This window comes from Acidovorax sp. JHL-3 (genome assembly GCF_000526295.1).
Taxonomy (GTDB): Bacteria; Pseudomonadota; Gammaproteobacteria; order Burkholderiales; family Burkholderiaceae_C; genus Acidovorax; species Acidovorax defluvii.
The window spans coordinates 456,555-481,441 of sequence record NZ_JAFU01000004.1 but is presented as its reverse complement, the minus strand read 5'-3'; the positions used below and the strand labels follow the sequence as shown (position 1 = coordinate 481,441).

Here is a 24,887-nt window from a genome sequence, read left to right as displayed (position 1 = left end):
CAAACGCCCCGCCGCAGGTGCAGCCAGAAGGGGGTGGGGAAAGAACATCCCAACATCCACACGGGCCATTGCTGCGCTCGGCCCAGTCTGCGCAGCGCGTGGCGCTTGCGCCCGGGCGGTTTGGGCCGAGCGCAGCAATGGCCCGTGTGGATGTCCGGTTTCGGGTTCCCTTCAGGATGCGCCGAGGAGCGCAGGTTTTGGCGGATCAGGGCTCGCGTCTGTTTGAGTGACGCGAAGCGGCGCGAGTTTAGCGAGACCCCGGCAAAACTGAGCACCGCAGGTTGCCCGCAGCGAAGCGAAGGGACGCAGCCTGTAGGGTCGCTTTTTCTTGGCTTACTTTCTTTTGGCGAGGCAAAAAAAAGTGAGTCGCCCGCCGGGGCGAAATCCCGGCCTCCGCCCCGAACTCAGGCATGCACTCAGGCATGAAACCCAATCAGCACCCAGGCTTCGACAGGCTTCCCCGAACGGGTGACGAGACTGTTTGCTATCAAAAAATAGCTGCTACCGCTTTATCCAAAAGCGCCAGAGCCGGAAATCAATCAATCAATCAATCAATCCACTAGTCGGCCAAGTGCCCGCAACACATTCTCCGCCGTCGCCGGCGCCGTCAACACCACCTGCGCCGCAGCATCCACCCCCCCGCGCCCCGCCGCCACCGCATTGCGCAACGCCTCATACACACTGATCGCCAGCATGAACGGCGGCTCGCCCACGGCCTTGCTGCCGCCCACGTTGTCCTCGCGGTTGGCCTCGGGCCACAAGTCCACCTTGAAATGCGCCGGAATGTCGCCCGTGGCCGGAATCTTGTAGGTGCTGGGCGCGTGGGTGGCTAGGTAGCCTTTGTCGTTCCACACCAGCTGCTCGGTGGTGAGCCAGCCCATGCCCTGCACAAAGCCGCCTTCGATCTGGCCGATGTCGATGGCGGGGTTGATGCTGTGGCCCACGTCGTGCAGGATGTCTACGGCCAGCACGCGGTTCTCGCCCGTGAAGGTGTCAATCACCACTTCGGTGCACGCTGCGCCGTAGCTGAAGTAGTAGAACGGCCGCCCGGTAAGCGTGGCCTTGTCGTAGTGGATCTTGGGCGTGCGATAAAAACCGTCGCTCCACAGCTGGATGCGGTTGGCATAGGCATCTTTCACCACGGCATCGAAGTTGCGCACCGTCTTGGGCGAGATGACCTGCCCGCCCGCAAAGCGGATGGCGCCTGCGCCGCAGCCATCGAGCCCGCAGACAAACGCGGCCAGATTGTCGCGCACATGGCGTGCCGCGTATTGGGCGGCGCGGCCGTTGAGGTCGGTGCCGCTGCTGGCCGCCGTGGCGCTGGCATTGGGCACCTTGCTGGTGTCGCTGGCTGTGACCAGCACGCGGGCGAGCGGCACGCCCAGCTCGTCGGCCACGATCTGCGCCACCTTGGTGTGCAGCCCTTGCCCCATTTCGGTGCCGCCGTGGTTCACCTGCACGCTGCCATCGGTGTAAACATGCACCAGCGCACCCGCCTGGTTGAACAGCGTGGCCGTGAAGCTGATGCCGAACTTGACCGGTGTGATGGCCAGGCCGCGCTTGAGCACCGGGCTTTGCGCGTTCCAGGCGGCGATGTCGGCCTGCCGCTGGCGGTAGCGCGATGTTTGCTCCAGTTGCGGCAGCAGCGCGTGCAGGATGTTGTCCTCCACCGTCATCTGGTAATGGGTGACGTTGCGGCCCTCGCTGGCGTCCTTGCCATACAGGTTGGCCAGGCGCACGTCCTGCGCATCCAGCCCCAGCGTGCGGGCAATGTCGCCCAAAATGGCCTCGATCACGATCACGCCCTGCGGGCCACCAAAGCCGCGAAACGCCGTGTGGCTTTGCGTGTTCGTCTTGCAGCGGTACGAGGCGATTTCTACGTCACTCAGGTAATAGGCGTTGTCGGCGTGGAACACGGCGCGGTCGGCCACGGGGCCTGACAGGTCGGCGCTGAAGCCGCAGTTGGCGGCCATCTGCAGTTTGAGGCCCGTGATGCGGCCCGTTTCGTCAAAGCCCACGTCGTACTCGTAGGCAAATGGGTGTCGCTTGCCGGTGACCATGAAGTCTTCGTCCCGGTCCAGCCGCAGCTTGACCGGGCGGCCGAATTTGTGGGCCGCTACGGCCGCCCACACGGCCAGGTGCCCGGCTTGCGTTTCTTTGCCGCCAAAGCCGCCACCCATGCGACGGCACTCCACGCGCACGGCGTGGTTGTTGATGCCCAGAGCGTGCGCTACCCAGTGCTGCACTTCGCCGGGGTGCTGCGTGCTCGAATGGATCGACCACTGGTTTTGCTCCTGCGGGACGGCATAGGCAATCTGACCTTCAAGGTAGAAATGCTCCTGCCCGCCCACTTCGAAGGCGCCTTGAAGGCGGTGCGGCGCTTGCGTAAGGCCCGCGGCCGCGTCGCCCCGGCGCACGAACACCGGCGGCAGCACATAGCTTTCGGTCTTCAGCGCCGCTTGCACCGAAAGTACGGCGGGCAGGGGCGTGATGTCGAGCTGCACGGCGCGCGCCGCACGGCGGGCCTGCATGACCGAATCGGCCACCACGAGGCCCACCACCTGGCCCATGTGCTGCACGGTGTCCACTGCGAACACTGGTTCGTCGTGCGCAAAGGCGGCCAGCAGCTTGTCGCCCGGCACGTCGGCCGCCAGCACCACGCCGCGCACGCCGCTCAATGCCAGCGCGGCACGCGCATCCACGCCGTTCAGGCGGCCATGGGCCACCGTCGAGAGGATGGGCGCTGCATACAGCGTGCCCTTCACCTCGGGCAGGTCGTCGATGTAATGGGCGGCGCCCGCCACCTGGGCGCGTGCGCTTTCGTGGATGTGTGACTGGCCCATGGCGGGGCCGGTGGAGGATGGCGGCACCTGGGGAAACAGCGTGTGGGGGGCGTTCATGCCACGGACTCCAGGTCAAGATCTTCAAGGCTTGCGGCCTGCTGGCCCTGGCTCTCCAGCCAGTAGCGCTGCAGCAGGTTGCCCAGCACCGCGCTGCGGTAGGCGCCGCTGGCGCGCATGTCCGAGATGGGGCTGAGCTCGGCCTGCAGTGCCAGCGCGGCGCGCTGCACGGTGGCCTCGGTCCAGGGCTGGCCCTGCAGGGCGGCCTCGGCCTGCCGCGCGCGCGCCGGGGTGGCGGCCACGCCGCCCGCGCCAATGCGGGCGCGCTGCACCACGCCGCCTGCGATGTCCAGGTTCAGCGCCAGGCACACGGCCGAGATGTCGTCGTCAAAGCGTTTGGACACCTTGTAGACGGCCAGCTTTTCGGTGTCCGCAGGGCGCGGCACGAGGATGTGCACCAGCAGCTCGTCGGGGGCCATCGCGTTCTGGCGGTAGCCGGTGTAGAGGTCTTCCAGCGCGAGTGTGCGCTCACCGCGCGTGCTGGCCAGCACTACCTGGGCGCGCAGGGCGATCAGCAGCGGCATCGAGTCGCCAATCGGCGAGCCGTTGGCCACGTTGCCGCCCAGCGTGCCCGCGTTGCGCACGGGCAGCCCGGCAAAGCGGGTGGCAAAACGGTGCAGCTGCGGCCACTGGGCGGTGAGGGCGGCAAAGGCATCGGTCAGCGTGACCGCCGCGCCGATGCGGATGTGCTGCGGCGTGGTGTCTACCGTGCGCAGCGCGGCCACGCGCGTCACATCCAGAATCTGAGCATATTGCTTGTGCAGCTTGGTGATCCACAGCCCCACATCGGTGCAGCCAGCCACCACCTGGGCGTGCGGGTGCGCGGCCCGGGCGGCCAGCAGGGCGGGCAGTGTGGTCGGTGAAATATGTGAAAAATTGGCCTCTAGCCCTTTGCTGGTAAGCGCAAGAAGCTCTAATTTTTGTAGCAACTGGGGTTCGTTGACCGCTACGGCGGGCAGCGTGGCCATGTGCTGCGCGGCGTCCAGAATGGGGCGGTAGCCAGTGCAGCGGCACAGGTTGCCCGAGAGTTCTTCCTGCGCCAGTGCGCGGGTGACGGGCTGGCCGTGGCAAACGTGGTTTTGATACATCCCAAAGAGACTCATCACAAAGCCGGGAGTGCAAAAGCCGCACTGGGAGCCGTGGCACTGCACCATGGCCTCCTGGGCAGGATGCAAACCTACTGCGCGAACGGGGGGCGTCGTTGCGCCGGAAAGGGTAGCGGGCCCCTTTTCTTCCCGCTCGTCGTAATCCTCATGGACCTGCACGCCCATTCCGGTTCCTGTGCTCCGTACGCCTAGCCCGCCGTCCGCTCGCGTCGGTTTGTGGGGCAAGGCAACCGGCTGGATCAGCGGGTCTTCCGTCAGGTCCTCCACCGTCCACAGTGCCATGCCATCGATCGAATGCGCCAGCCGGATGCAGCTGTTCACCGCGCTGTAGTGCACCTTGCCATCGCGCGCCTCGCCCAGCACCACGGTGCAGGCGCCGCAGTCGCCCTCGCCGCAGCCCTCCTTGGTGCCGGTGCAGCCCAGGTCCTCGCGCAGCACCTGCAACAGCGTGCGGTCGGGTGGTACATTGCCCAGCGCCACCGGCTGGCCACGGCGCAAAAATTGCAAGGGTCTGGTTGTCATATGAAAAATGCCACTTTGATGCGTGGAGATCGTAAACACGTTGTTGGAAAGCGGAACACCAGAGCGCACCCGGCAATGGCGCAAGCTTATGCCGCCCCGGCCAGTGTCGCAATTTCCACGCCAGATGCGGGGGGCACCGTGGCATGGAAAAACGCCCTGTGCCGTGGTAGCTTTGCTGCTAAAAGGATAGCTGCTTACGCTTATGGAACAAGCGCAGGAACCCCTTTTGAATCCAATCGACATTCGTGAAAACTGAGAGACAATCGCCCGCATGAGTTCCACCCCTAACTTCCGCCAGCCAGGCCCGTCGGGCATGTCCGGCGCCATGCCGCCCCGGCTGCAGCTGGTGGGCATTACCAAGCGCTACCCGGCGGTGGTGGCCAACAGCGATGTGGCGCTGACGGTGCAGCCCGGCGAGATCCATGCCGTGCTGGGCGAAAACGGCGCGGGCAAATCCACGCTGATGAAAATCATCTACGGCTCGGTCAAGCCCGACGAAGGCGGCGTGCACTTCAACGGCCAGGCGGTGCAGGTGCGCAACCCGCAAGAGGCGCGCGCGTTGGGTATTGCCATGGTGTTCCAGCATTTCAGCCTGTTCGACACCCTCACGGTGGCCGAAAACGTGTGGCTGGGCCTGGACAAGCGCATCACACTGCCCGAGGTCACGCAGCGCATTACGGCCAAGGCGTCTGAATACGGGCTGGACATCGACCCCCTGCGTCCGGTGCACACACTGAGTGTGGGTGAGATGCAGCGCGTCGAAATCATCCGCGCACTGCTCACCAGCCCCAAGTTGTTGATCCTGGACGAACCCACTTCGGTGCTCACGCCCCAGGCGGTCGAAAAACTGTTTGTGGTGCTGCGCAAGCTCGCGGCCGAAGGCTGCAGCATTCTCTATATCAGCCACAAGCTGCACGAGATCCGTGCGCTGTGCACGGCCTGCACGGTGTTGCGTGGTGGCAAGGTCACCGGCGTGTGCAACCCGGCTGAAGAATCCAACGCATCGCTCTCGCGCCTGATGATCGGCGCCGAGCCACCCGCGCTGGAGCACCGCGCGGTGCAGACCGGCGCCACTGTGCTGAGCGTTCAGGGCCTGTCGCTGCCGCGCGCCGACCAGTTCGGGGTGGATTTGATCGACCTTCAGTTCGAGGTGAAGGCGGGTGAGGTAGTGGGCATTGCCGGGGTCTCGGGCAACGGGCAAAAGGAGCTGCTCTACGCACTGTCGGGCGAAGACCAGCGGGCCGGGCCGGCCAGCATCCAGGTGGCGGGCCAGAACGCGGGGCGCATGGGCCCGGGCCAGCGCCGTGCGCTGGGCCTGCACTTTGTGCCGGAAGAGCGGCTGGGGCGCGGCGCCGTGCCCACCATGGGCCTGGCGCACAACCTGCTGCTCACGCGCACCAATGCCGTCAGTGGCAGTGGCTGGATCCAGGTGGGGGCACTGCAAAAGCATGCCCAGTCCATCATCGAGCGCTTTCACGTGAAGGCGGGTGGCCCCAATTCGGCGGCCAAATCGCTGTCGGGTGGCAACCTGCAAAAGTTCATCGTGGGGCGCGAGATCGACGCCAACCCCACGTTGCTCATCGTCTCGCAGCCCACCTGGGGCGTGGACGTGGGTGCGGCCGCGCAGATTCGCGGCGAGATATTGGCCTTGCGCGACGCTGGCTGCGCCGTGCTGGTCGTGAGTGAGGAGCTGGACGAATTGTTTGAAATCTGTGACCGCCTGCATGTGGTGGCCAAGGGGCATCTGTCGCCTTCGGTGCCCCGTGCCGAAGCCACGGTGGAGCGCATTGGCGAGTGGATGAGCGGCCTGTGGCATGCCGACGTGCAGGCGCACCTGGCCCGCAACCGCGAGCAGCTTGCCGCGCTGACCCAGGGGGTGCCGCATGTTCCGGCTTGAACCCCGACCGCAGGCTTCGCGCTGGTGGAGCTATGGCTCTCCGCTGCTGGCCCTGGCCGTCACGGTGCTGATCGGTGTGGCCTTGTTTGCCGCGCTGGGCAAAGACCCGGTACGCGGGCTGCAGGTGTTCTTTTGGGAGCCGGTGCGCACGCCCTACGCGCTGGGCGAGCTCATGGTCAAGGCCACGCCGCTGCTGCTGATTGCACTGGGGCTGGCGGTGTGCTTTCGCTCCAACGTCTGGAACATCGGCGCCGAGGGGCAGTTTGTCATTGGTGCCGTGGTGGCCGGTGGCGTGGCGCTGCTGGCCGACAAGACCACGGGCCCTTGGATCGTGCCCGCCATCTTGCTGGCCGGTGTGCTGGGCGGCATGGCCTGGGCGGGGCTGACGGCGCTGCTGCGCGACAAGTTCAACGCCAACGAAATCCTGGTCAGCCTGATGCTGGTTTATGTGGCCACGCTGGTGCTGGGTTACCTGGTCTATGGGCCCTGGAAAGACCCCATGGGCTACAACTTTCCGCAAACCAAGACTTTTGAGAAGGTCACGCAGATTCCGCGCCTCATGCAGGGCTCGCGGGTGAGCATTGGCCTGCTGCTGGCGCTGGCGGCCGCTGGTGCGCTGTGGGTGTTCTTGTTTCGCACGCGTGCCGGCTTTGCCCAGCAGGTGGGCGGGCTGGCGCCCGCAGCAGCGCGTTACGCAGGCTTTTCGTCGCGTCGGGCGCTGTGGACGGCGCTGCTGGTCTCGGGCGGTGCGGCAGGCCTGGCGGGCGCGCTGGAGGTGGCTGGCCCCCTGGGCCAGCTCACGCCCTATGTGCCGGCGGGCTACGGCTTCGCGGCCATCATCGTGGCCTTTGTGGGGCGCCTGCACCCGGTGGGCATGGTGTTTTCGGCCATTCTCATGAGCATGTTCTATATCGGCGGAGAGCTGGCGCAGTCGCGCATGGGCTTGCCCAAGTCGCTGACCGGCGTGTTCCAGGGCCTGCTGCTGTTCACGCTGCTGGCCTGCGACACGCTGATCGCCTACCGCGTGCGATGGGTGGGTGCCCGCAAGGAGGTGCGTTGATGGAATCGTATGCATTGCTGATCGGCGCCACGCTGAGCGCGGGCACCGTGCTGGCACTGGCGGCGCTGGGACTGCTCATCAACGAGAAGGCCGGCATCGTCAACCTGGGGGCCGAGGGCATGATGCTGTGCGCCGCCATCGCTGGCTTTGCCACCGTGGTGCACACCGGCAACACCTGGCTGGGCTTTGCCGCGGGCATGGCAGCGGGGGCGTTGCTGGCGGCCATCTTTGGCGTGCTGGTGATCTGGCTCAACACCAACCAATACGCCACTGGGCTGGCGCTCAGCCTGTTTGGTGTGGGTTTTTCGGCGTTTGCGGGCATCAGCTATGTGCAGGCCAAGCTGCCCGAGCTGCCCAAATACGCGATCCCTGTGCTGGGCGATGTGCCGCTGCTCGGGCCTGCGCTGTTCCAGCAGCACCCCTTGGTCTACCTCACCATGCTGCTGGTGGCGGGGCTGATCTGGTTCCTGTACCGTTCGCGTGCGGGCCTGGTGCTGCGTTCGGTGGGTGAGTCGCCCGAGTCGGCCCATGCGCTGGGCTACCCCGTGCGCCGCATCCGGCTGGCGGCCGTGATGGCGGGTGGCGCCCTGTGCGGCCTGGCGGGCGCCTACATCTCCACCGTGTATACGCCGCTGTGGGTGGAGGGCATGGTGGCCGGGCGCGGCTGGATCGCGCTGGCGCTGACCACCTTTGCCACCTGGCGCCCGGCACGCGTATTGCTAGGTGCTTACCTGTTTGGTGGCGTGACCATGCTCCAGTTCCATTTGCAGGCCACCGGCGTGCAGGTGGCCAGCCAGTTGCTGAGCATGCTGCCTTACGTGGCCACCATCGTGGTGCTGGCGCTGATTTCACGCAATCCGGCGTGGATTCGGGTGAACATGCCGGCATCGCTGGGTAAACCGTTCTATCCTGGCTCCTGAAATTTTGCTTACATTGTTGCAACCCCTTTCTCATTCATAAGGAACCTACATGACTGATCTCCAGAAACGCTCCCTGCTCAAGGTCGCCGCGCTGTCTGCCGTGGCTGCTGCCGCGCTCGTGGGCTGTGGCAAGAAGGAAGAGCCGGCACCGGCCCCAGCGCCCGCGCCTGCCCCCGTCACCGAAGCACCCGCACCCAAGCCGGAGCCTCTGAAGATTGCATTTGCTTACGTGGGCCCCGTGGGCGACGGTGGCTGGTCTTATGCGCACGACAACGGTCGCAAGGCCCTCGAAAAGGAATTCGGCGACAAGATCGAGACGAGCTTTGTCGAAAGCGTGCCCGAATCGGCCGATGCCGAGCGCGTGCTGCGCGACATGGCGGGCCAGGGCAACAAGCTGATTTTTGGCACCACCTTCGGCTACATGGAATCCATGCTCAAGGTGGCGGCCGACAACCCCGGCATCAAGTTTGAGCACGCCACCGGCTACAAGACGGCCGAGAACATGCGCACCTACGACAGCCGCACCTACGAAGGCGCCTACATGGCCGGCGTGATCGCGGGGGCCATGACCAAGTCCAACACGCTGGGCGTGGTGGGCTCGGTGCCTATTCCTGAAGTGATCCGCAACATCAACAGCTTCACGCTGGGTGCGCAGTCGGTCAACCCCAAGATCAAGACCAAGGTGGTCTGGGTGAACGAGTGGTTCAGCCCACCCAAGGAAACCGAAGCGGCCACCAGCCTGATCAATGGCGGCGCCGACGTGCTGTTCCAGAACACCGACTCGCCTGCCGTGCTCAAGACCGCTCAAGAGAAGGGCAAGCGTGCCTTCGGCTGGGACAGCGACATGACCGCCTACGGCCCCAAGGCCCACCTGGCATCGGCCGTGATCAACTGGGGCCCTTACTACGTGAAGGCGACCAAGGATGCACTGGAAGGCACCTGGGCCACGGGCCAGAACTGGTGGGGCGTGAAGGAAGGCGCCATCGACATCGTCTCCATGGCTGACGACGTGCCAGCGGAAACCAAGGCCAAGGTCGAGTCCATCAAGGCAGGCCTGAAAGACGGCAGCTTCGCCATCTGGAAGGGCCCCATCGTGGGCCAGGACGGCAAGCCCGTGCTGGAAAAAGACGTGGTGGCCGACGACAAGTTCCTGGGGGGCATCAACTTCTACGTCAAGGGCGTGGAAGGCAAGATCCCCGGTGGCGACAAAAAGTAAGCGCTTCGCTGGCTGACCGTCTGACCCTGGCCGCCTTCGGGCGGCCTTTTTTTGGCTGGCAGTGGCTGCGCTGCGCGGTGTGCGGTTTGCATACCGCTGCCGACAAGGCATCATGTGCCATGCGCCGCTGTTGCAAGCAAAGCGGCATCATTTTTGGAGTCTGCTGATGTTTAAAGTGCCCCCTGTTTCCGCACGGCGACTGCAAGAGTTGCTGCGCGCCATGCCCAAGGCCGAACTGCATATCCACATTGAAGGCTCGCTCGAACCCGAGCTGATCTTTGCCCTGGCGCAGCGCAACGATGTTCCGCTGCCCTATGCCAGCGTAGAGGCCCTGCGGCAGGCCTATGCCTTTACCAACCTGCAGAGCTTTCTGGACATCTACTACGCCGGGGCCAGCGTTTTGCTGCATGAGCAGGATTTTTACGATATGGCCCGCGCCTACCTTGCGCGAGCTGCTATGGATAACGTAGCGCATGCAGAGATTTTCTTTGACCCTCAGACCCACACCGCACGCGGCGTGGCGATCGAGACGGTGATCAACGGCCTGCACCGCGCCTGTGAGGACGCGCGCTCCGAGCTGGGCATCAGTTCCACACTGATCCTGTGCTTCTTGCGCCACCTCAGCGAGGCCTCGGCCTTTGAAACGCTGGAGCAGGCGCAGCCCCTCTTGGACAAGATCGTGGGCGTGGGCCTCGATAGCAGTGAGCTGGGGCATCCGCCAGAGAAATTTTCACGCGTCTTTGCCCGCTGCCGTGAGCTGGGCCTGCACCTGGTGGCCCATGCGGGCGAAGAGGGGCCGCCGGCCTATATCTGGAGCGCCCTCGATGTGCTCAAGGTCGAGCGCATCGACCACGGCGTGCAGGCTGTGCACGATGCGGCCCTGATGCAGCGCCTGGCGCAAGACCGCATCCCGCTCACGGTGTGCCCGCTGTCGAACCAGAAGCTGTGCGTGTTTCCCGACCTGAAGAACCACAACCTGCGCCAGTTGCTCGACGCCGGCCTGTGCGCTACCGTCAACTCCGACGATCCGGCCTACTTTGGCGGCTATATCAACGAGAACTTTACCCAGGTGTTTGCCGCAACAGCCATGACGGCCCGGCACGCCTACCAGCTGGCGTTCAACAGTTTCGAGGCCAGCTTTGCGAGCAATGCCGACAAGCGTGTGTGGGAGCACCGCCTGAAGGAAACCTTCGAGCGCTTCGTCGAGCACGACTGACCACGCGACGGACCAGGCGCCCCGCCGTCGCCGCGAATCCCCGGCGCGGGTGCGGTGCGGGTGCGGCCTCAGCCAGCGGCAAGGGCCGCGCGCAGCCTGGCCGCATGGTCGTGCAGCACCTCGGCCGATGGGTCTTTGCGCGGCCACGACAGCGCAATGCCATCCTGCGCATGGCGCGGCACCACATGCATGTGAAAGTGAAACACGGTCTGGTCGCCCTCGCGGCCATTGGCCTGCAGCAGCGTCAGCCCCGGTGGGTTGAACACCGCCATCACCGCACGGGCGACATGCTGGGCCGTCTGCATGACGGCGGCTGCCTCTTCGGGGGTGATGTCCAGCAAAGTGGCCGCATGGCGTTTGGTTGCCACCAGCACATGGCCTGGGTTGACCTGGCCCAGGTCCATGAAGGCGATGGTCAGTGCATCCTCATACACCCGGGCGGACGGAATTTCGCCCGCCACCAGGCGGCAAAAGATGCACTGGCCAGGAGGGGATGTGTCGACAAACATGGGCATCGCGGGGCTCCTCTAGGTGATGGTGCAAGGGGTTGCTGTGTGGTCATTGCCATGTGCGGCAGGCGGCCTCGCTGAAACGGAGCCGGCGCGCACAGGCCAGTCCGCATTTTGCCGCCCCGGGCCGCAGCCTGGAGCACCGCCGCAGTGGACGGAATCCCGGTGCACCAGGTGGGCGGCGGACGTGGGCGTGACATTGCCACCGCCGAGAGCGCTGTCACGGGGGCTGTCGTGGGCTCACGGATGGATGAGCAGGGGGGGTGATGCAGGATGTGCAGCGTTGCGCCAACGCACCAGAGCAGTCGCAGCCCGATCGCTGCCGCCGCCATGTCGCTGGGCTTGACCGCAGGCTGTGCGCGGACTCCCGGCTTGGCGGGCCCGCAGGGTGCCTTCGGCGCCACTGGCGCAACGGACAAAAACGGCAGCACCACGGTGAATGTTCCGGCGCGGTAAGGGCGTTGGGGCTGGCCTGCGGTGATGGGGCCCGCCTGATAAAATGCTTTGCAAAGACCGCTGTCCCGGCGGTCTTTTGCTTTTTCAGTCTCCGGGACCATGTAGAGGAACACCATGTACAAAAACCTCGCTGCCGCGCTCGCGGCCGCCTGTTTTTTCGCCCCCGTTTTTGCCCAGACCCCCGCCACGACCAAGGCGCATGCCGCGCCCGTCAAGGCGGGCTTCGTTTATGTCTCGCCCATCACCGAAGCGGGCTGGACGCGCCAGCACGACGAGGGCCGCAAGGCCGTCGAGGCAGCCCTGGGCAGCCAGGTCCAGACCACCTTCGTCGAGAACGTGCCCGAGGGGGCCGATGCCGAGCGCGTGATTCGCGACCTGGCTGCCACGGGCCACCAGATCATCTTTACGCCCAGCTTTGGCTACATGGAGCCCACGCTCAAGGTGGCGCAGGACTACCCGAACGTCAAGTTTGAGTCCATCACGGGTTACAAGACCGCCCCCAATGTGGCCTCTGCCAATGCGCGTTATTACGAGGGCCGTTACCTCGCGGGCATCGCGGCGGGCCGCATGAGCCAGACCGGCGTGGCGGGCTATGTGGCCGGCTTTCCCATCCCCGAGGTGCTGCAGGGCATCAACGCCTTCGCGCTGGGCATGCGCTCGGTGAATCCGCAGGCCACGGTCAAGGTGGTGTGGCTCAACGTCTGGTTCGATCCGCCCAAAGAGCGCGACGCCGCCATGGCGCTGTTCAACCAGGACGTGGACGTGATCGCGTTCCATACCGGCTCCACCGCAGTGATGGCGGCGGCGCAAGAGCGTGGCAAGCTGGCCGTGGCCTACCACTCGGACATGCGCCGTACCGGGCCCGATGCGCAGATCGTGGCCGTGACCCACCAATGGGGCAGCTACTACACCGAGCGCGTGCGCGCCGTGCAAAACGGCCGCTGGAAAAGCGGCAGTGTGTGGGGCGGCGTGCGCGAGGGCATGATCCGCGTGGGCGACTTTGGCAGCCGTGTACCCGTCGCTGTGCAAAAAGAGGTGCTGGCCGCGCAAAAGGCGGTGGGCGCCGGCAGGCTGCACCCGTTTCGTGCGGGCAAGGCCGCTGTGCGCGACAACGCAGGGCAGGAGGTCATCCCAGCCGGGCAAACCCTTTCGGACCTGCAGATTTTGCAGATGAACTGGCTCGCCGAAGGGGTGCAGGGCAAGCTGCCCCGCTGATACGCATTGGCGGGGCCGGGCGCGGCAGCGCTGGCTACCGCTAAGCTAGCGGCCATGCCTGTATTTCGCTCCGCCCTTTTGCGCTTTGCCGACGACGGCATGGCCCTGTTCGACCCCGATGGCCTGCTGGCCGTGGGCCCCGATGCACAAGGGCGCCAGCGGGTGCTGGCAGCGGGGGCCTGGTCTGACCTGGCCCCCCGCTTTGGCAGCGGACCTGTCGAGCACCTGCCGGGCCGCATCATTGCCCCCGGGTTTGTGGACATGCACATCCACTTTCCGCAGACCGATGTGATCGGCTCGCCAGCCGATGGCCTGCTGCCCTGGCTGGAGAACTACACCTTTCCCCATGAAAAACGCTTTGTAGCGCCCGACTATAGTGCGCAAGTAGCTCAGTTTTTCATAGCAGAGCTGCTGCGCAATGGCGTGACCACGGCACTGGCGTTTGCCACATCGCACCCCGCGTCGGCTGAGGCGCTGTTCGCGGAGGCGCAGCACCACCAGATGCGCCTGATCACCGGCAAGGTGCTACAAGACCGCCACTCGCCCGATGGCGTGCGCGACGACACCGAGCAAAGCCTGATCGACACCGAGGCCCTCATCCAGCGCTGGCACGGCGTGGACCGCCTGGGCTATGCCATCACACCGCGTTTTGCGCCCACCAGCACGCCAGAGCAGCTGCGTGGCGCCGGGGAGCTGGCGGCGCGCTACCCCGGTGTGTGGATCCAGTCGCATGTGGCCGAAAACCTCGATGAAATTCGGTGGGCGCACGAACTGTTTCCGGCATCGCGCAGCTACCTGTCGGTGTACGACGACTTTGGCCTGCTGCGCGAGCGCGCCGTGTATGCCCATTGCATCCATCTGGACGAACACGACCGCGCTCTGATGTGCGACACCGGGGCGGTGGCGGCTGTCAGCCCCACCAGCAACCTGTTTCTGGGCAGCGGCTTTTTCGACTATGCCGAGGCCGATCGCGTGGGAATGGGCTACGGTCTGGCCAGCGACGTGGGCGGCGGCACCAGCTTCAGCCCGTTTCACACCATGCTGGCAGCGTATTACGTGGGCAGGGAGGGGCAGGCAAAGCGCGGCCTGAGCCTTTCGCCCCAGCACCTGTGGTGGCAACACACCGCGGGTGCGGCCAGGGCGTTGGGGCTGGCGGGCGTGGTGGGCAATCTGCAGCCCGGGTGCGAGGCCGACTTCATCGTCCTCAACCCCCAGGCCACGCCGCTGCTGGCGCGCCGCACGGCCCAGGCGGGCAGCATCGATGAGCTGCTGTTTGCCATGATCGTGCTGGGCGACGACCGGCTGGTAGAAAAAACAGTCATTTCTCAAGCAAAATACGGCTCTTGCGCTTGATGGTCAAGCGCTGATAGCTATCAAAAACGTAGTATTGGCCAGGAGCACTCCAGCATGAGTATCAAAAGCGACAAATGGATCCGCCGCATGGCGGCCGAGCACGGCATGATCGAGCCCTTCGAGCCCGGCCAGGTGCGTGAGGTGGAGGGACGAAAAATCATCAGCTACGGCACCAGCAGCTACGGCTACGACATCCGCTGCGCACCCGAATTCAAGGTGTTCACCAACATCCACAGCACGGTGGTGGACCCGAAAAATTTTGACGAGAAAAGCTTTGTCGATTTTCACGGCGACAGCTGCATCATCCCGCCCAACAGCTTTGCGCTGGCGCGCACCATGGAGTACTTTCGCATTCCCCGCAATGTGCTCACCATCTGCCTGGGCAAGAGCACCTACGCACGCTGCGGCATCATCGTCAACGTCACCCCGTTCGAACCCGAGTGGGAAGGCTATGTGACGCTCGAGTTTTCCAACACGACGCCGCTGCCCGCACGCATCTATGCGGGCGAGGGCTGCGCGCAGGTGCTGTTCTTCGAGAGCGACAAGGACGACGTCTGCGAAGTGTCTTACAAGGACCGTGGCGGCAAATACCAGGGCCAGGTGGGCGTGACGTTGCCCAAGGCCTGAGCGCCCTGTCACAACTGGCCGGGCAGCGAATGCGTACAGCCGGGTGCGGCAATGAGGCGGGGGTATCTTCTTTGTGACCACACGGTGGCGCGGGGCGTACCATGGTGGTGACAAGCCTCTTGCGAACGAGGCGAACAGGAGGCAGTCATGAAGTGGGAAGGCAATCGGGAATCGGACAATGTGGAAGACCGCCGCAGCTCAGGCGGCGGAATGCCCGTGTTCGGGGGGCGCAGCATCGGCATTGGCACCATCGTGATTGCCCTGCTGGGTGGCTGGGCACTGGGCATCAATCCGCTGACCATCTTGAGCCTGCTCAGTGGCGGTGGTGCACCCACCGCGCAGGTGCAGCAGGCCCCGGCCCAGCGACCGCCTGCCGATGACACCATGGGGCGCTTTGTAGCGACTGTGCTGGCCGACACCGAAGACGTATGGCAAGGTGTTTTTCGCGAAGGCGGCGCAACCTACCAGGAGCCGCGCCTGGTGCTGTTTCGGGGTGCCACGCCTACGGCGTGCGGCACGGGCCAGGCTGCCATGGGGCCGTTTTATTGCCCGGCCGACCAGAAGGTCTACATTGACCTCGGGTTTTACGAAACGCTCAAAAGCCGCCTCGGGGCCCCTGGCGATTTTGCGCAGGCCTATGTCATTGCCCACGAGGTGGGCCACCACGTGCAACACCAGCTGGGCATCAGTGGCAAGGTGGACCAGATGCGTGGCCGCGTGAGTCAGGCCGAATACAACGCCCTGTCGGTGCGGCTGGAGTTGCAGGCCGACTGCTTTGCCGGCGTGTGGGCGCACCATGCCCATAATGCCCGCCAGATTCTGGAGCAGGGCGACGTGGAAGAGGCCATGAACGCCGCTGCCAAAATTGGCGACGATGCCCTGCAGCGCGCGGGCGGAGGCGCCGTGGTGCCCGAAAGCTTTACCCACGGCAGCAGCGCCCAGCGCCAGCGCTGGTTCAACAACGGTTTGCAAAACGGCAATATCAAGACCTGCGACACGTTTTCCAGCCGCAATCTCTGATTCTTGGGGGCATCGCACGGTGGCAACGGGGGGGGCTGGGGTATCTGGGTTGTGCAGAAAAAATGACCTGAATTGGTATCAAATCCTTATGGATAAAGCGCTATTTGCTATGTAAAACATAGCAATTGATGGCGCTCTGTTTCTGGTGTCGCGCCCGTTGTGCAGGGGCAACGCACATAAATAAGGCCTCTTTTGCCACCGGTGCGACAATAGCAGGCTAAATGACAAGTTCTTTTTCCAATTTATCGCTGGCCGAGCCGCTGGCACGCGCCGTGGCCGAAATGGGCTACGAGTCCATGACGCCCATCCAGGAGCAGGCCATTCCCGTGGTCCTCACAGGGCAAGACGTCATGGGCGCTGCCCAGACCGGCACCGGCAAGACCGCGGCGTTCTCGCTGCCCCTGCTGCAACGCCTGCTCAAGCACGAGAGCAGTTCCACATCTCCCGCCCGTCACCCCGTGCGCGCCCTGGTGCTGCTGCCCACGCGTGAGCTGGCCGACCAGGTGGCCCAGCAGATTGCGCTGTACGCCAAATACACCAAGCTGCGCAGCACCGTGGTTTTTGGCGGCATGGACATGAAGCCGCAGACCATTGAGCTGAAAAAGGGCGTCGAGGTGCTGGTGGCCACGCCGGGCCGTCTGCTGGACCACATCGAGGCCAAGAACGCGGTGCTCAACCAGGTCGAGTATGTGGTGCTCGACGAGGCCGACCGCATGCTGGACATCGGCTTCTTGCCCGATCTGCAGCGCATCCTTTCGTACCTGCCCAAGCAGCGCACCACGCTCTTATTCAGCGCCACGTTCTCGCCCGAAATCAAGCGCCTGGCCAGCAGCTACCTGCAAAACCCGATCACCATCGAGGTGGCCCGTCCCAACGAAACGGCGTCCACGGTGGAGCAGCGCTTTTACAGCGCCAATGACGACGACAAGCGCCGTGCCATCCACCAGGTGCTGCGTACGCGCGGCATCAAGCAGGCCTTCATCTTTGTGAACAGCAAGCTCGGTTGTGCACGCCTGGCCCGCAGCCTGGAGCGCGAAGGCCTCAAGACCACCGCGTTGCATGGCGACAAGAGCCAGGACGAGCGGCTGAAGGCACTGGATGCCTTCAAGCAGGGTGAGGTCGATTTGCTGGTGTGCACCGACGTGGCCGCCCGTGGCCTCGACATCAAGGATGTGCCGGCCGTGTTCAATTTCGACGTTCCCTTCAACGCCGAAGATTACGTGCACCGCATTGGCCGCACCGGCCGTGCCGGCGCTTCTGGCCTGGCCGTCACCCTGGTGTCGGGCAGTGACGCCCGCCTGGTGGCCGACATCGAGAAGCTGCTCAAGACCAAGCTCGATATCGAAGCACTTGAATACGACGAAGACCGCCCGAACATCCAGCAGCAGGGGCGCATCAACGACGGGCGCCGCGCCTGGCGTGAGGGCGGTGCATCGGCCGAGCCGCGCAATGATGCCGCGCGCCGTGACGCCGCTCCGCGCGAACGCGAGCGCCGCGAACCGCGCGAGCCACGTGAATACCGGGGCTTCCGTCCCGCCGTGGCTTCGCGCGATCCCTTCTTCGAAAAACCCTACGAGTCGAGCGCCGCTGATGTAGCGCCCGCCTGGGAAGCGGCGGCCAAGTCGCCTGCCCGCAGTGGCGTGTCGGCCAACATCAAGCCCAAGCGCAAGGTGGCAGCCCTGTTCAAGGCGGTACCGCCAGAGACAGCGGTGGCCGCACAGCCACAGCCAGAAACTTCCGATCAGTAAGTCGCTCACCAGGGCGCGCGCTGGCGCCTTGCGTCTGCGCGCTTGTTGAAAGCGCCCCCGGGTTCAAGCGTGGCACTCATGCGTTTGAGGTGCGCGTTTTTTTGGAATGATAAAAACACCACGCGCGTGTACCGACGGTGTCGGCGCTGCGGCGGTTTTGGTTTTTTACTGACGAAAAAGGGCTCTAGCCCTTATGTGGCAAGCGCTAGGTGCTATCAACTTTAATTGGTTGAATGCGCTTCGTGTGTGTGGGGTTCTTCGGTGCGCCCGGGCGCAAGCCGCTCCAGTACGGCCGCGTCCACTTGGCCGAAAGCGAGCACCTTTCCACCCCGCCGCTCGGCGAAGCGGCGTGCTGCCTCGGTCGAGGCGAAGGCGGGCAGATTGCCCGCACGCATGGGCCCCCGCGCGGACGATCCATCCACGTACATCGCGGTCTCGGCGGCGATCCAGGTCTTGGTTTCGGCATCGGTGACATAGCGCGCCACCAGTTCTTGCGCCGTGCGCCCCTGGCTGTATTTCGCCACGTCGGCCAGGTACTGGAACAGGCTCAGCGGGGAGTCAAAGAAATGTGCATCGCCGTTGGCAAAAATGATCTGGGCTGCCCATTCGGCTGATCGTGCAGGGTACATGCCGCACACCGGGCAGCGTGCATCCGTCGGGATGGCCCGGGGGGCTTCCAGGCGCTGGCCTGAAGCGGGATCGAAGGGCGTGGGCGGTGCCACCACACACACATCATCGGGCAGCGCCTGCCCGGCTGCACGAGGGTCCGCCCCCGGTGCATAGAACTTCCAGGCAACCGCGGACGCCGCAAGCGCGCCCACACCCGCCAGGCCTGCGAACAGGGCCCGGCGCCTGTTGGGTGGCTGTCGCAGTGCGTGCATGGCTTACATGCGCGTGTCGTGCAGCGCCGCGCCCGACAGGTCGACCATGTCGGCCGTGATCTCGCCAAAGCGCAGCACTTTGCCACCGTATTCGGCGGCAAATTTCACAGCGTCGGCCTCTTGCGCAAAGCTGGCAATGGTCGGCCCCATGGAGCCGTGGCGCTTGCTGCCCAGCACGTAAATGGCGGTCTTGGCGTCGATCCAGTGGCCCACCGGCTGCTCCCACTTGGCCTTGCCCATGTCCTGCACAAACACCGCCTTGGCCGCGCGCACCTGTTCGCCGGCCAGCAACGTGTTGAACAGTTCGACCGTGTCGCAGAAAAAGCTCGGTTGCGCCTGCCCGGCGTAATGCACTTGTGCCTTGGGGCCGGGGTAGTCGGACAGCAACATGCCGTCGAGCTCGCAGCTGGTGGAGCGGTCGATCTCGACCGGGGCGAGTGTCTGGGCGCTGCCGCCTTGCTCACCGCAGCCGGTCAGGCCGCCCAAGGCGCCCAGGGCAGTCACCGCTGCCAGCCCCCCCAGAATGTGGCGACGGCGGCAGGAACAGGTCATGTTTTTCATTTGAATCTCCAGCGGGCCAGCGCGAGCGGCAGCACAATCCAGGCCACCATGACGCCGCCCATGATGGCGGGACTGCCCAGCGAAGACGGAACGATGCTGGCCAGGCCATAGAGCGTGCGCACTTCGTCGAGCGAAAAAACGTTCAGGATACGGAACACATCGGCCGGGTTGAGCAGCAGCAGCCAGGCAAATGCATCGCCGCCAAAGCTGCCGCCGGTGGCTACCAGCACGCCCAGCAGCAGCAGGTCAAACACCAGCACAAAGAAGAACCACATGGCAATGGCCAGGCCCGAGGCGCGGGTGCGGTCGCGGGCGATCACGGACATCAGCACGGCCATGCTCAAAAATGCCAAGCCCAGCAGCACTGAGCTGATCATGAAGCCAATGTAGTGGTACAGCCCGGACCAACTGACGTGTTGATACAGCAGCACCGCGACCAGGCCAAAACCGACCAGCGTGGACAAGGTCAGTGCCGCAGCCAGGCCCAGGTATTTGCCCAGCAGCAGCTCCAGCCGGGTGATGGGCAGTGACAGCAGCAGGTCGAGCGAGCCGCGCTCGCGTTCGCCCACGATGGCGTCAAAACCGAGCAGCAGCGCAATCAGCGGGATCAGGTAAATCACCAGGCTGACCAGGCTGGCAATGGTGAACTCGATGGAGCGAAAGCCCACCGCGCCCTGCTGCGCACCGCCAAAGTAGGCAATGACGAGCGAGAACACGGCAAACACCAGCGCCACGGCCAGCACCCAGCGGTTGCGGATGCGGTCGCGAAATTCCTTGCCGGCAACGGTGAAAATTTGTGTCAATTCCATGGACAGTCCTTTCAGTCCGAAAACCCGAAGAACACGTCTTCCAGCGAGGGCTCGTGCATTTTGATGTCGAGCACACGCGCCCCAAAGGGAGCCAGCGCGGCCAGCACGGCCATTTTTTGCTCACGCGGGCAGGCCAGGCGCAAGCCCTGGGCGGTTGGCTCGGGGGTGGCTGCCGTGGCGTGTTCTAGCGCCTGCGCGATGGCGGGCGTGTCTCCTGCTTGCAGTTGCAGCTCAAACACCAGGGGCATGTGGGTTTGCTCGCGCAGTGCCTGCACGCTGCCCACGGCCTGCACTTTTCCGGCCGATAAAATCGCCAGGCGCCCGACGCGCTCTTGCAGCTCGGCCAGGATGTGGGAGGTGATGATGATGGTCACGCCTTCGGCCTGCAGGCCGCGCAGCGTGGCATAAAAGTCGCGGATGGCTTGCGGGTCGAGGCCACTGGTGGGCTCGTCCAGAAACAGCACCTGGGGCGAGCCCAGCAGCGCCTGCGCAAAGCCCAGGCGCTGGCGCATGCCCTTGGAGTACTCGCGCACCGGACGCTTGCCCGCATGGGCCAAACCCACCCGATCAAGTGCTGGCTGGCACTGCGCCAGGGGGGCGCCCTTGAGCTTGGCAAAAAAACGCAGGGTTTCGAGGCCGCTCAGGTTGTCATAGAGCACCACGTTCTCGGGCAGGTAGCCCAGGTGGCGGCGCGCAGCCCGAAAACCGCGTCCGCGAACTGAAGCACCGCCGACCAGGATCTCGCCGCTGGTGGCCGGGATCAGGCCAAGCATCATTTTGAACAGCGTGCTTTTGCCCGCGCCGTTGTGGCCGATGAGGCCAAAAATTTCGCCGCGCGCGATGTCCAGGTCTACCCCGTCCACCGCATGCAAGGCGCCGAAATGTTTGGTCACGCCGCGCAGCGAAACCGCCATGCTCTTATTGACCGGGGAAATGCTTGCCACGCCACTCACTCCAATTTTGATGGGTCGGAACCATGCGCGGCTTGGGGTCAACGACCGAGGGCACGCGCAGGATCGGAAATTGCTGGCCCACCAGGCGCAATGCCTGCACTGCGGGGCTGGCCAGCAACAATTTCATGCTCGGATAGCGCCAGCTGAGCCGGTCCACCATGTCGTTGGCTTCATAGGGTACGTCGCCCACGCCGTTGCCGTCGCGATCCCACCCCAAATAATTGGCCCAGTGGTTGCCGCGCTCGACGCCCCAGCGTTCGTCGCGCGCGCCGACGTAACGCACCTGCTCGCGGTTGCCGATGAAGTCGTTGCCCTCGACCACGTTGCGCGTGGAGCCGGCGGACAAGTGCACCCCGACCACGTTGTCCACCACGAGGTTGCCTTTGAGCTTGATGTATTCCACGTCGTAGATGAAGAAACCGCGGTTGTTGCCGGCCACGATGTTGTTCTCGATCACGGCATCCTGCAGGGTGCGCAGCATGATGCCGTGGTCGGAGTTGCCCCAGGCCCGGTTGTTGCGCACCACCTGCTCGCGCACCTCCATCAGCGCCAGGCCCCCCCGGTTGTAGTAGGTGTCGTTGTCTTCCCACAGGTTGTAGTAGGAGTTCATGTAGTGTGTGCCGTAGCGGCTGTGGTGCAGCTTGTTGCCCCGGAACACGGCATGGTGGGACACGTCGACATACAGCGCATCGCGCACGAAGCTGATGTTGTTGTGCAGGATGCGCGCGCGCTGGGTGTTGTAGAGCTGCACGCCATTGCCGCGCTGCGACGAGCCGTATTCGCGCTTGCCGGTGATAGTGTTGCGCTCGATGAGCACGTCATCGGCCTTCTCGATCCACAGGCCGAACAGGTTGTAGGTCAGGTCGCAACTGCGCACCACGGCCCGGTGGGCGCCCGGGTAGAGGTAGATGCCGGCGTTCTGGTTTTTCAGGCTGTCGCCCGAGTCGCGCACGATCAGGCCTTCGAGCACCACGTCGGGTGCGGTGACTCGGATGGTGTCGCCCTGGTTGCCGCCACTGAGGGTGGGCCGGTCGATGCCGCGCAACGTCAGGGGTTTGTCGATCAGCAGGTTGGTGCGATAAAGGCCGCGAGCCACCTCAATCACGTCGCCCGGCGCTGCCGCCTTGATGGCGGCCGCGAGGTCCTGACCTGGCTGCACCGACACGGTGGCGGCCCAGGACAGGCATGCGGTGCCCAGGCCCAGTAGCGCGGACAACGCCGCGCGCAGCAGTGCAATCCTCATAAGTTGAGCAATCCCAGCGCCTTGAGCGCCAGGAACAGGGCAGCGCCGATCAACAGGTTCTTGAAACCAACGTAGCTCATCATGTCCATTACGCTGGCCACGCGGTAGTTGCCGCGCCACCAGACGCCATCCTTCACGTAACGGCGGCCCGACAGGCGAATCAGTACCTCATACACACTCCAGCCAAACCACCAACCAATGATCGCGCCGGAGGACAGACTGCCCATCGCGGCCATGACCCAGGCCACGGTGGCAGCTACCGCCAGCGAAAAGCCCGCTACCTGCAGCGCACGCTGGCTACGCCACCCTTCGGTGCTCCAGGGCCAGATGTGGTCACGCAATTCCAGCATGACCCACTTCAGGCGGGATTCAGCTGCCTTGTGGAAGGGGGTCGCAGGCTCGGTCGGCATGCGTGGGTCGGGGCCATTTGCGGCCTTGGCGCTGATCTGCTCGGTGAAGCTTGTCGCGGGGTGGATCGGGATGAAGTAGCCGTTGGCACCAATCGGCGTGATCTCCAGTCCGTCCTTTTCGCGGCGCTTGCGTTCCTTGGACAGGGGCGGGCAGCCCTTGGTGTCTGTGTACAGAATCATGCAATCGAGGCAGTGCAGGCACTCGCGGTGGTCGATGCGGCCATCGGTATCGATGGCCTGGGCGCCACAGCCCACGGCGCAGGCCTTGCAGCTGTTGCAGTCGTGCTTGCGCTTGAGGCCGAACCAGCGGAAGGTGCTGGGCATGGCCAGCGAGGCGCCCAGGGGGCAAATGTATTTGCAGTAGGGGCGCTCGATGAAAATCGACACACCGAGGATGGCGGCCACAAACAAGCCGTAGGGCCAGGAACGGTTCAGCACACCGACCAGGAAAGTGGTCTTGAAGGGCTCGACCTCGGACAGCTTCTCGGCCAGTCCCATGGAGAACATGGACACCGCGACCAGGAAGAAGAACACGGCGTATTTGATCCACTTGAGCCGGTCATGCCATTTTTGCGGCAACTGGGTCTGGAACCGCTTCAAACCGACGGCCTTGGCGATCTTGAAGATCGCTTCCTGCAGGGAGCCGAACGGGCACATCCAGCCGCAGAACAGGCCGCGCCCGAACAGGAACACCGTGACGATGATGAAGATCCAGAACAGGAAAATGAACGGATCGGACAGGAACAGCGACCAGGTCCACTGGAACAGCAGTGCATGGAACCAGGTCAGCACCTGCGTGATGGAGGGCTGAGCCATGTAGCCAAAGCCGATCCAGAAAATGCTGATGGCCCAGAAGCTGTACTTGAAGGCGTTGACGGGCCACTTGTTCTTGTGTGTGGACAGGCGCGTGAGCGTCTCGCGGTAGGCATAGACCACGGTCACGGCCACCAGCAACAGGGCGAACAGGGTGATCGGCAAGGCTTGCGACTTCCAGACGCGCACCCAGGGCGCATCGGGCTCGACGACCTTGGGGCGCCCGCCTTCGAGCAGGCTGGCGGGCAGCCAGTATTTGGACTCGAACACCGCAAAACTGCGGTGCCCGGTCGCACGATCGACGCGGTTGCCCAGAAAGGCCAGCTTCCAGGGGAATGCGGCCGAGAAAGCCGACGTGCGGATCACGAAGATGGCCGATTCGCCGTAGCGCGGGGCCCCTGCCGCCTCCAGGCCGTATAGGTTGTAGGAATCGAGGTCGCGGAAAGTGAACGAATCGGCGCCCTGCTTGACCTGCACGCGGTCGTAGATACCGCCACGCACAAAGCCCGAGCCTTTGAACGACTCCACGCCGGCCGTGCGAATGATGAAAAAGGCGCTCTCCTGCGGCTGCAGGCGCGAGCGCAGATTGTCATAGCCCCGCTCGCCCAGCAGGCTGCGCCCCAGGTCCGGGTGGTTGAGGTCGCCAAACCACAGTTCAATGAAGGGTTCGGGGCCACGCGGCAGGCCCACCTGTTCGGGCTTGACCAGCAGCCGCTGCACCAGGCCCATCTGGACCAGTTGCGCCCAGTCGTAGCGCTGCCCATTGGCGACAAACCGTGCGGGGTCGCGCACAGTGGGTTCAATGATGCCCGTCTGCCGCGCCACGGCGGCGCCCGACATCATCATCACCTGGTTCTGCGCAATCACGGTGACGGTGGCGCCGGAAATGGCGTCCAGACCAATCACGTTTTCCTCGGGCCGGGACGGGCCGACCTCGATGGTGTCCTTGACCGACTTGCCCAGGTACTGGTTGTTGAAATTGACCAGGGCCGATTCGGGAATGCCCAGCAGCAGGATGGGCTCGGAATGCTTGAGCACCTGCACCCCGACAAAACGCCCCTGCAGGTCCATGCCGATCAGCGTCACCACCGGCTTGCCCGAGTAGGCAGGCGTGTCGGTGATGTCGGTCGAGAGCATCACATAACCCAGCAGCTTCTTCTGGGCGCTGTCGTTGTCATAGGCCTCCACATATGGTGGCTGGCCCTTGCGTTCCGAGAAATGTTTGGCCCCGGGGAACACCTCTGCGCAGGGCAGCAACGCGCACATGTCTTTGGCCGTGGCCAGTTCCGCCGGCAACTCCGCCTCGTAGGCGCCCGCCTGAACACGCGGTGCAAACAGCGACAGCACCAGAAAAAAAACGACCCCAAGGATCGCAAACCGTTGGCCAAGCAATGTCATCGCGCTTTCCTGTCAAGGGAGGCAAGGCGCCCATGCGCCGAGCCTCCCGGTAAA

General features: G+C 64.5%; 19 protein-coding genes. 10 read left to right on the top strand and 9 right to left on the bottom strand.

Annotated features, from left to right (window positions below; translation table 11 throughout):
• Nucleotides 1-551: 551 nt before the first annotated feature.
• On the bottom strand, nt 552-2,900 hold the full coding sequence (gene xdhB, locus K226_RS0117595; RefSeq protein ID WP_024816038.1) for a xanthine dehydrogenase molybdopterin binding subunit: 2,349 nt from the start codon (nt 2,898-2,900) through the stop codon (nt 552-554).
• The gene (locus K226_RS0117590; RefSeq protein WP_024816037.1) at nt 2,897-4,528 is read right to left on the bottom strand and encodes a xanthine dehydrogenase small subunit; all 1,632 of its coding nucleotides are present in this window, start codon (nt 4,526-4,528) and stop codon (nt 2,897-2,899) included. The genes xdhB and K226_RS0117590 overlap by 4 nt, the downstream gene beginning before the upstream one ends.
• A 313-nt stretch (nt 4,529-4,841) precedes the next feature.
• Between K226_RS0117590 and K226_RS0117585 the strand changes: the two genes are divergently transcribed.
• From K226_RS0117585 to K226_RS0117565, 5 genes are all read left to right on the top strand, one after another.
• Nucleotides 4,842-6,425, top strand: a complete 1,584-nt coding sequence (locus K226_RS0117585; protein ID WP_051463565.1) for an ABC transporter ATP-binding protein — start codon at nt 4,842-4,844, stop codon at nt 6,423-6,425.
• Nucleotides 6,412-7,485, top strand: coding sequence for an ABC transporter permease (locus K226_RS0117580; protein ID WP_024816035.1), 1,074 nt, complete (start codon nt 6,412-6,414; stop codon nt 7,483-7,485). The genes K226_RS0117585 and K226_RS0117580 overlap by 14 nt, the downstream gene beginning before the upstream one ends.
• A complete protein-coding gene (locus tag K226_RS0117575; RefSeq protein WP_024816034.1) occupies nt 7,485-8,405 on the top strand; it encodes an ABC transporter permease in 921 nt (306 codons plus the stop codon). Before K226_RS0117580 ends, K226_RS0117575 begins: the two co-directional genes overlap by 1 nt.
• A 49-nt stretch (nt 8,406-8,454) precedes the next feature.
• Complete coding sequence (locus K226_RS0117570; RefSeq protein ID WP_024816033.1) at nt 8,455-9,621, top strand: BMP family ABC transporter substrate-binding protein; 1,167 nt, start codon at nt 8,455-8,457, stop codon at nt 9,619-9,621.
• A 166-nt stretch (nt 9,622-9,787) separates the two neighbouring features.
• Nucleotides 9,788-10,837 carry an adenosine deaminase gene (locus K226_RS0117565; protein WP_024816032.1) on the top strand — a complete coding sequence of 350 codons (1,050 nt, stop codon included), beginning with the start codon at nt 9,788-9,790 and terminating at the stop codon, nt 10,835-10,837.
• 68 nt (nt 10,838-10,905) lie between these two features.
• Here K226_RS0117565 and K226_RS0117560 read toward each other — a convergent pair whose 3' ends face one another.
• Complete coding sequence (locus K226_RS0117560) at nt 10,906-11,352, bottom strand: HIT family protein (RefSeq protein ID WP_024816031.1); 447 nt, start codon at nt 11,350-11,352, stop codon at nt 10,906-10,908.
• A 564-nt stretch (nt 11,353-11,916) separates the two neighbouring features.
• Here K226_RS0117560 and K226_RS0117550 point away from each other — a divergent pair.
• The 5 genes from K226_RS0117550 (at nt 11,917) to K226_RS0117530 (ending at nt 17,765) form a co-directional block, all read left to right on the top strand.
• On the top strand, nt 11,917-13,017 hold the full coding sequence (locus K226_RS0117550) for a BMP family ABC transporter substrate-binding protein (protein ID WP_024816029.1): 1,101 nt from the start codon (nt 11,917-11,919) through the stop codon (nt 13,015-13,017).
• A gap of 54 nt (nt 13,018-13,071) precedes the next feature.
• Nucleotides 13,072-14,370 carry a guanine deaminase gene (gene guaD / locus K226_RS0117545; RefSeq protein WP_024816028.1) on the top strand — a complete coding sequence of 433 codons (1,299 nt, stop codon included), beginning with the start codon at nt 13,072-13,074 and terminating at the stop codon, nt 14,368-14,370.
• Nucleotides 14,371-14,424: 54 nt separating this feature from the next.
• The gene (gene dcd, locus K226_RS0117540; protein ID WP_024816027.1) at nt 14,425-14,997 is read left to right on the top strand and encodes a dCTP deaminase; all 573 of its coding nucleotides are present in this window, start codon (nt 14,425-14,427) and stop codon (nt 14,995-14,997) included.
• Nucleotides 14,998-15,144: 147 nt separating this feature from the next.
• The gene (locus tag K226_RS0117535) at nt 15,145-16,017 is read left to right on the top strand and encodes a neutral zinc metallopeptidase (RefSeq protein ID WP_024816026.1); all 873 of its coding nucleotides are present in this window, start codon (nt 15,145-15,147) and stop codon (nt 16,015-16,017) included.
• Nucleotides 16,018-16,238: 221 nt separating this feature from the next.
• Nucleotides 16,239-17,765, top strand: a complete 1,527-nt coding sequence (locus tag K226_RS0117530; protein ID WP_024816025.1) for a DEAD/DEAH box helicase — start codon at nt 16,239-16,241, stop codon at nt 17,763-17,765.
• A 221-nt stretch (nt 17,766-17,986) separates the two neighbouring features.
• On the opposite strand, the gene K226_RS0117525 is transcribed toward K226_RS0117530, so the two are convergent.
• From K226_RS0117525 to K226_RS0117500, 6 genes are read right to left on the bottom strand one after another with little or no spacing between them, the layout of a single operon-like run.
• A complete protein-coding gene (locus tag K226_RS0117525) occupies nt 17,987-18,646 on the bottom strand; it encodes a nitrous oxide reductase accessory protein NosL (RefSeq protein WP_024816024.1) in 660 nt (219 codons plus the stop codon).
• Nucleotides 18,647-18,649: 3 nt separating this feature from the next.
• The gene (locus tag K226_RS0117520; protein WP_024816023.1) at nt 18,650-19,198 is read right to left on the bottom strand and encodes a nitrous oxide reductase accessory protein NosL; all 549 of its coding nucleotides are present in this window, start codon (nt 19,196-19,198) and stop codon (nt 18,650-18,652) included.
• A gap of 5 nt (nt 19,199-19,203) precedes the next feature.
• The gene (locus K226_RS0117515; protein ID WP_024816022.1) at nt 19,204-20,016 is read right to left on the bottom strand and encodes an ABC transporter permease; all 813 of its coding nucleotides are present in this window, start codon (nt 20,014-20,016) and stop codon (nt 19,204-19,206) included.
• Nucleotides 20,017-20,027: 11 nt separating this feature from the next.
• Nucleotides 20,028-20,930, bottom strand: coding sequence for an ABC transporter ATP-binding protein (locus K226_RS0117510; protein WP_202899919.1), 903 nt, complete (start codon nt 20,928-20,930; stop codon nt 20,028-20,030).
• A gap of 4 nt (nt 20,931-20,934) precedes the next feature.
• A complete protein-coding gene (locus K226_RS0117505) occupies nt 20,935-22,212 on the bottom strand; it encodes a nitrous oxide reductase family maturation protein NosD (protein ID WP_024816020.1) in 1,278 nt (425 codons plus the stop codon).
• Nucleotides 22,209-24,833, bottom strand: coding sequence for a NosR/NirI family protein (locus K226_RS0117500; protein ID WP_024816019.1), 2,625 nt, complete (start codon nt 24,831-24,833; stop codon nt 22,209-22,211). Before K226_RS0117500 ends, K226_RS0117505 begins: the two co-directional genes overlap by 4 nt.
• Nucleotides 24,834-24,887: the final 54 nt, after the last annotated feature.

Bases quoted from the DNA above. Each gene is read 5' to 3' on its own strand.
- K226_RS0117510 (WP_202899919.1), bottom strand. From the start codon at position 20,930: ATGGCGGTTTCGCTGCGCGGCGTGACCAAACATTTCGGCGCCTTGCAT.
- xdhB (WP_024816038.1), bottom strand. From the start codon at position 2,900: ATGAACGCCCCCCACACGCTGTTTCCCCAGGTGCCGCCATCCTCCACC.
- K226_RS0117565 (WP_024816032.1), top strand. From the start codon at position 9,788: ATGTTTAAAGTGCCCCCTGTTTCCGCACGGCGACTGCAAGAGTTGCTG.
- K226_RS0117500 (WP_024816019.1), bottom strand. From the start codon at position 24,833: ATGACATTGCTTGGCCAACGGTTTGCGATCCTTGGGGTCGTTTTTTTT.
- K226_RS0117550 (WP_024816029.1), top strand. From the start codon at position 11,917: ATGTACAAAAACCTCGCTGCCGCGCTCGCGGCCGCCTGTTTTTTCGCC.
- K226_RS0117585 (WP_051463565.1), top strand. From the start codon at position 4,842: ATGTCCGGCGCCATGCCGCCCCGGCTGCAGCTGGTGGGCATTACCAAG.
- K226_RS0117505 (WP_024816020.1), bottom strand. From the start codon at position 22,212: ATGAGGATTGCACTGCTGCGCGCGGCGTTGTCCGCGCTACTGGGCCTG.
- K226_RS0117580 (WP_024816035.1), top strand. From the start codon at position 6,412: ATGTTCCGGCTTGAACCCCGACCGCAGGCTTCGCGCTGGTGGAGCTAT.
- K226_RS0117530 (WP_024816025.1), top strand. From the start codon at position 16,239: ATGACAAGTTCTTTTTCCAATTTATCGCTGGCCGAGCCGCTGGCACGC.
- guaD (WP_024816028.1), top strand. From the start codon at position 13,072: ATGCCTGTATTTCGCTCCGCCCTTTTGCGCTTTGCCGACGACGGCATG.
- K226_RS0117525 (WP_024816024.1), bottom strand. From the start codon at position 18,646: ATGCACGCACTGCGACAGCCACCCAACAGGCGCCGGGCCCTGTTCGCA.
- K226_RS0117590 (WP_024816037.1), bottom strand. From the start codon at position 4,528: ATGACAACCAGACCCTTGCAATTTTTGCGCCGTGGCCAGCCGGTGGCG.
- dcd (WP_024816027.1), top strand. From the start codon at position 14,425: ATGAGTATCAAAAGCGACAAATGGATCCGCCGCATGGCGGCCGAGCAC.
- K226_RS0117520 (WP_024816023.1), bottom strand. From the start codon at position 19,198: ATGACCTGTTCCTGCCGCCGTCGCCACATTCTGGGGGGGCTGGCAGCG.
- K226_RS0117535 (WP_024816026.1), top strand. From the start codon at position 15,145: ATGAAGTGGGAAGGCAATCGGGAATCGGACAATGTGGAAGACCGCCGC.
- K226_RS0117515 (WP_024816022.1), bottom strand. From the start codon at position 20,016: ATGGAATTGACACAAATTTTCACCGTTGCCGGCAAGGAATTTCGCGAC.
- K226_RS0117570 (WP_024816033.1), top strand. From the start codon at position 8,455: ATGACTGATCTCCAGAAACGCTCCCTGCTCAAGGTCGCCGCGCTGTCT.
- K226_RS0117560 (WP_024816031.1), bottom strand. From the start codon at position 11,352: ATGCCCATGTTTGTCGACACATCCCCTCCTGGCCAGTGCATCTTTTGC.
- K226_RS0117575 (WP_024816034.1), top strand. From the start codon at position 7,485: ATGGAATCGTATGCATTGCTGATCGGCGCCACGCTGAGCGCGGGCACC.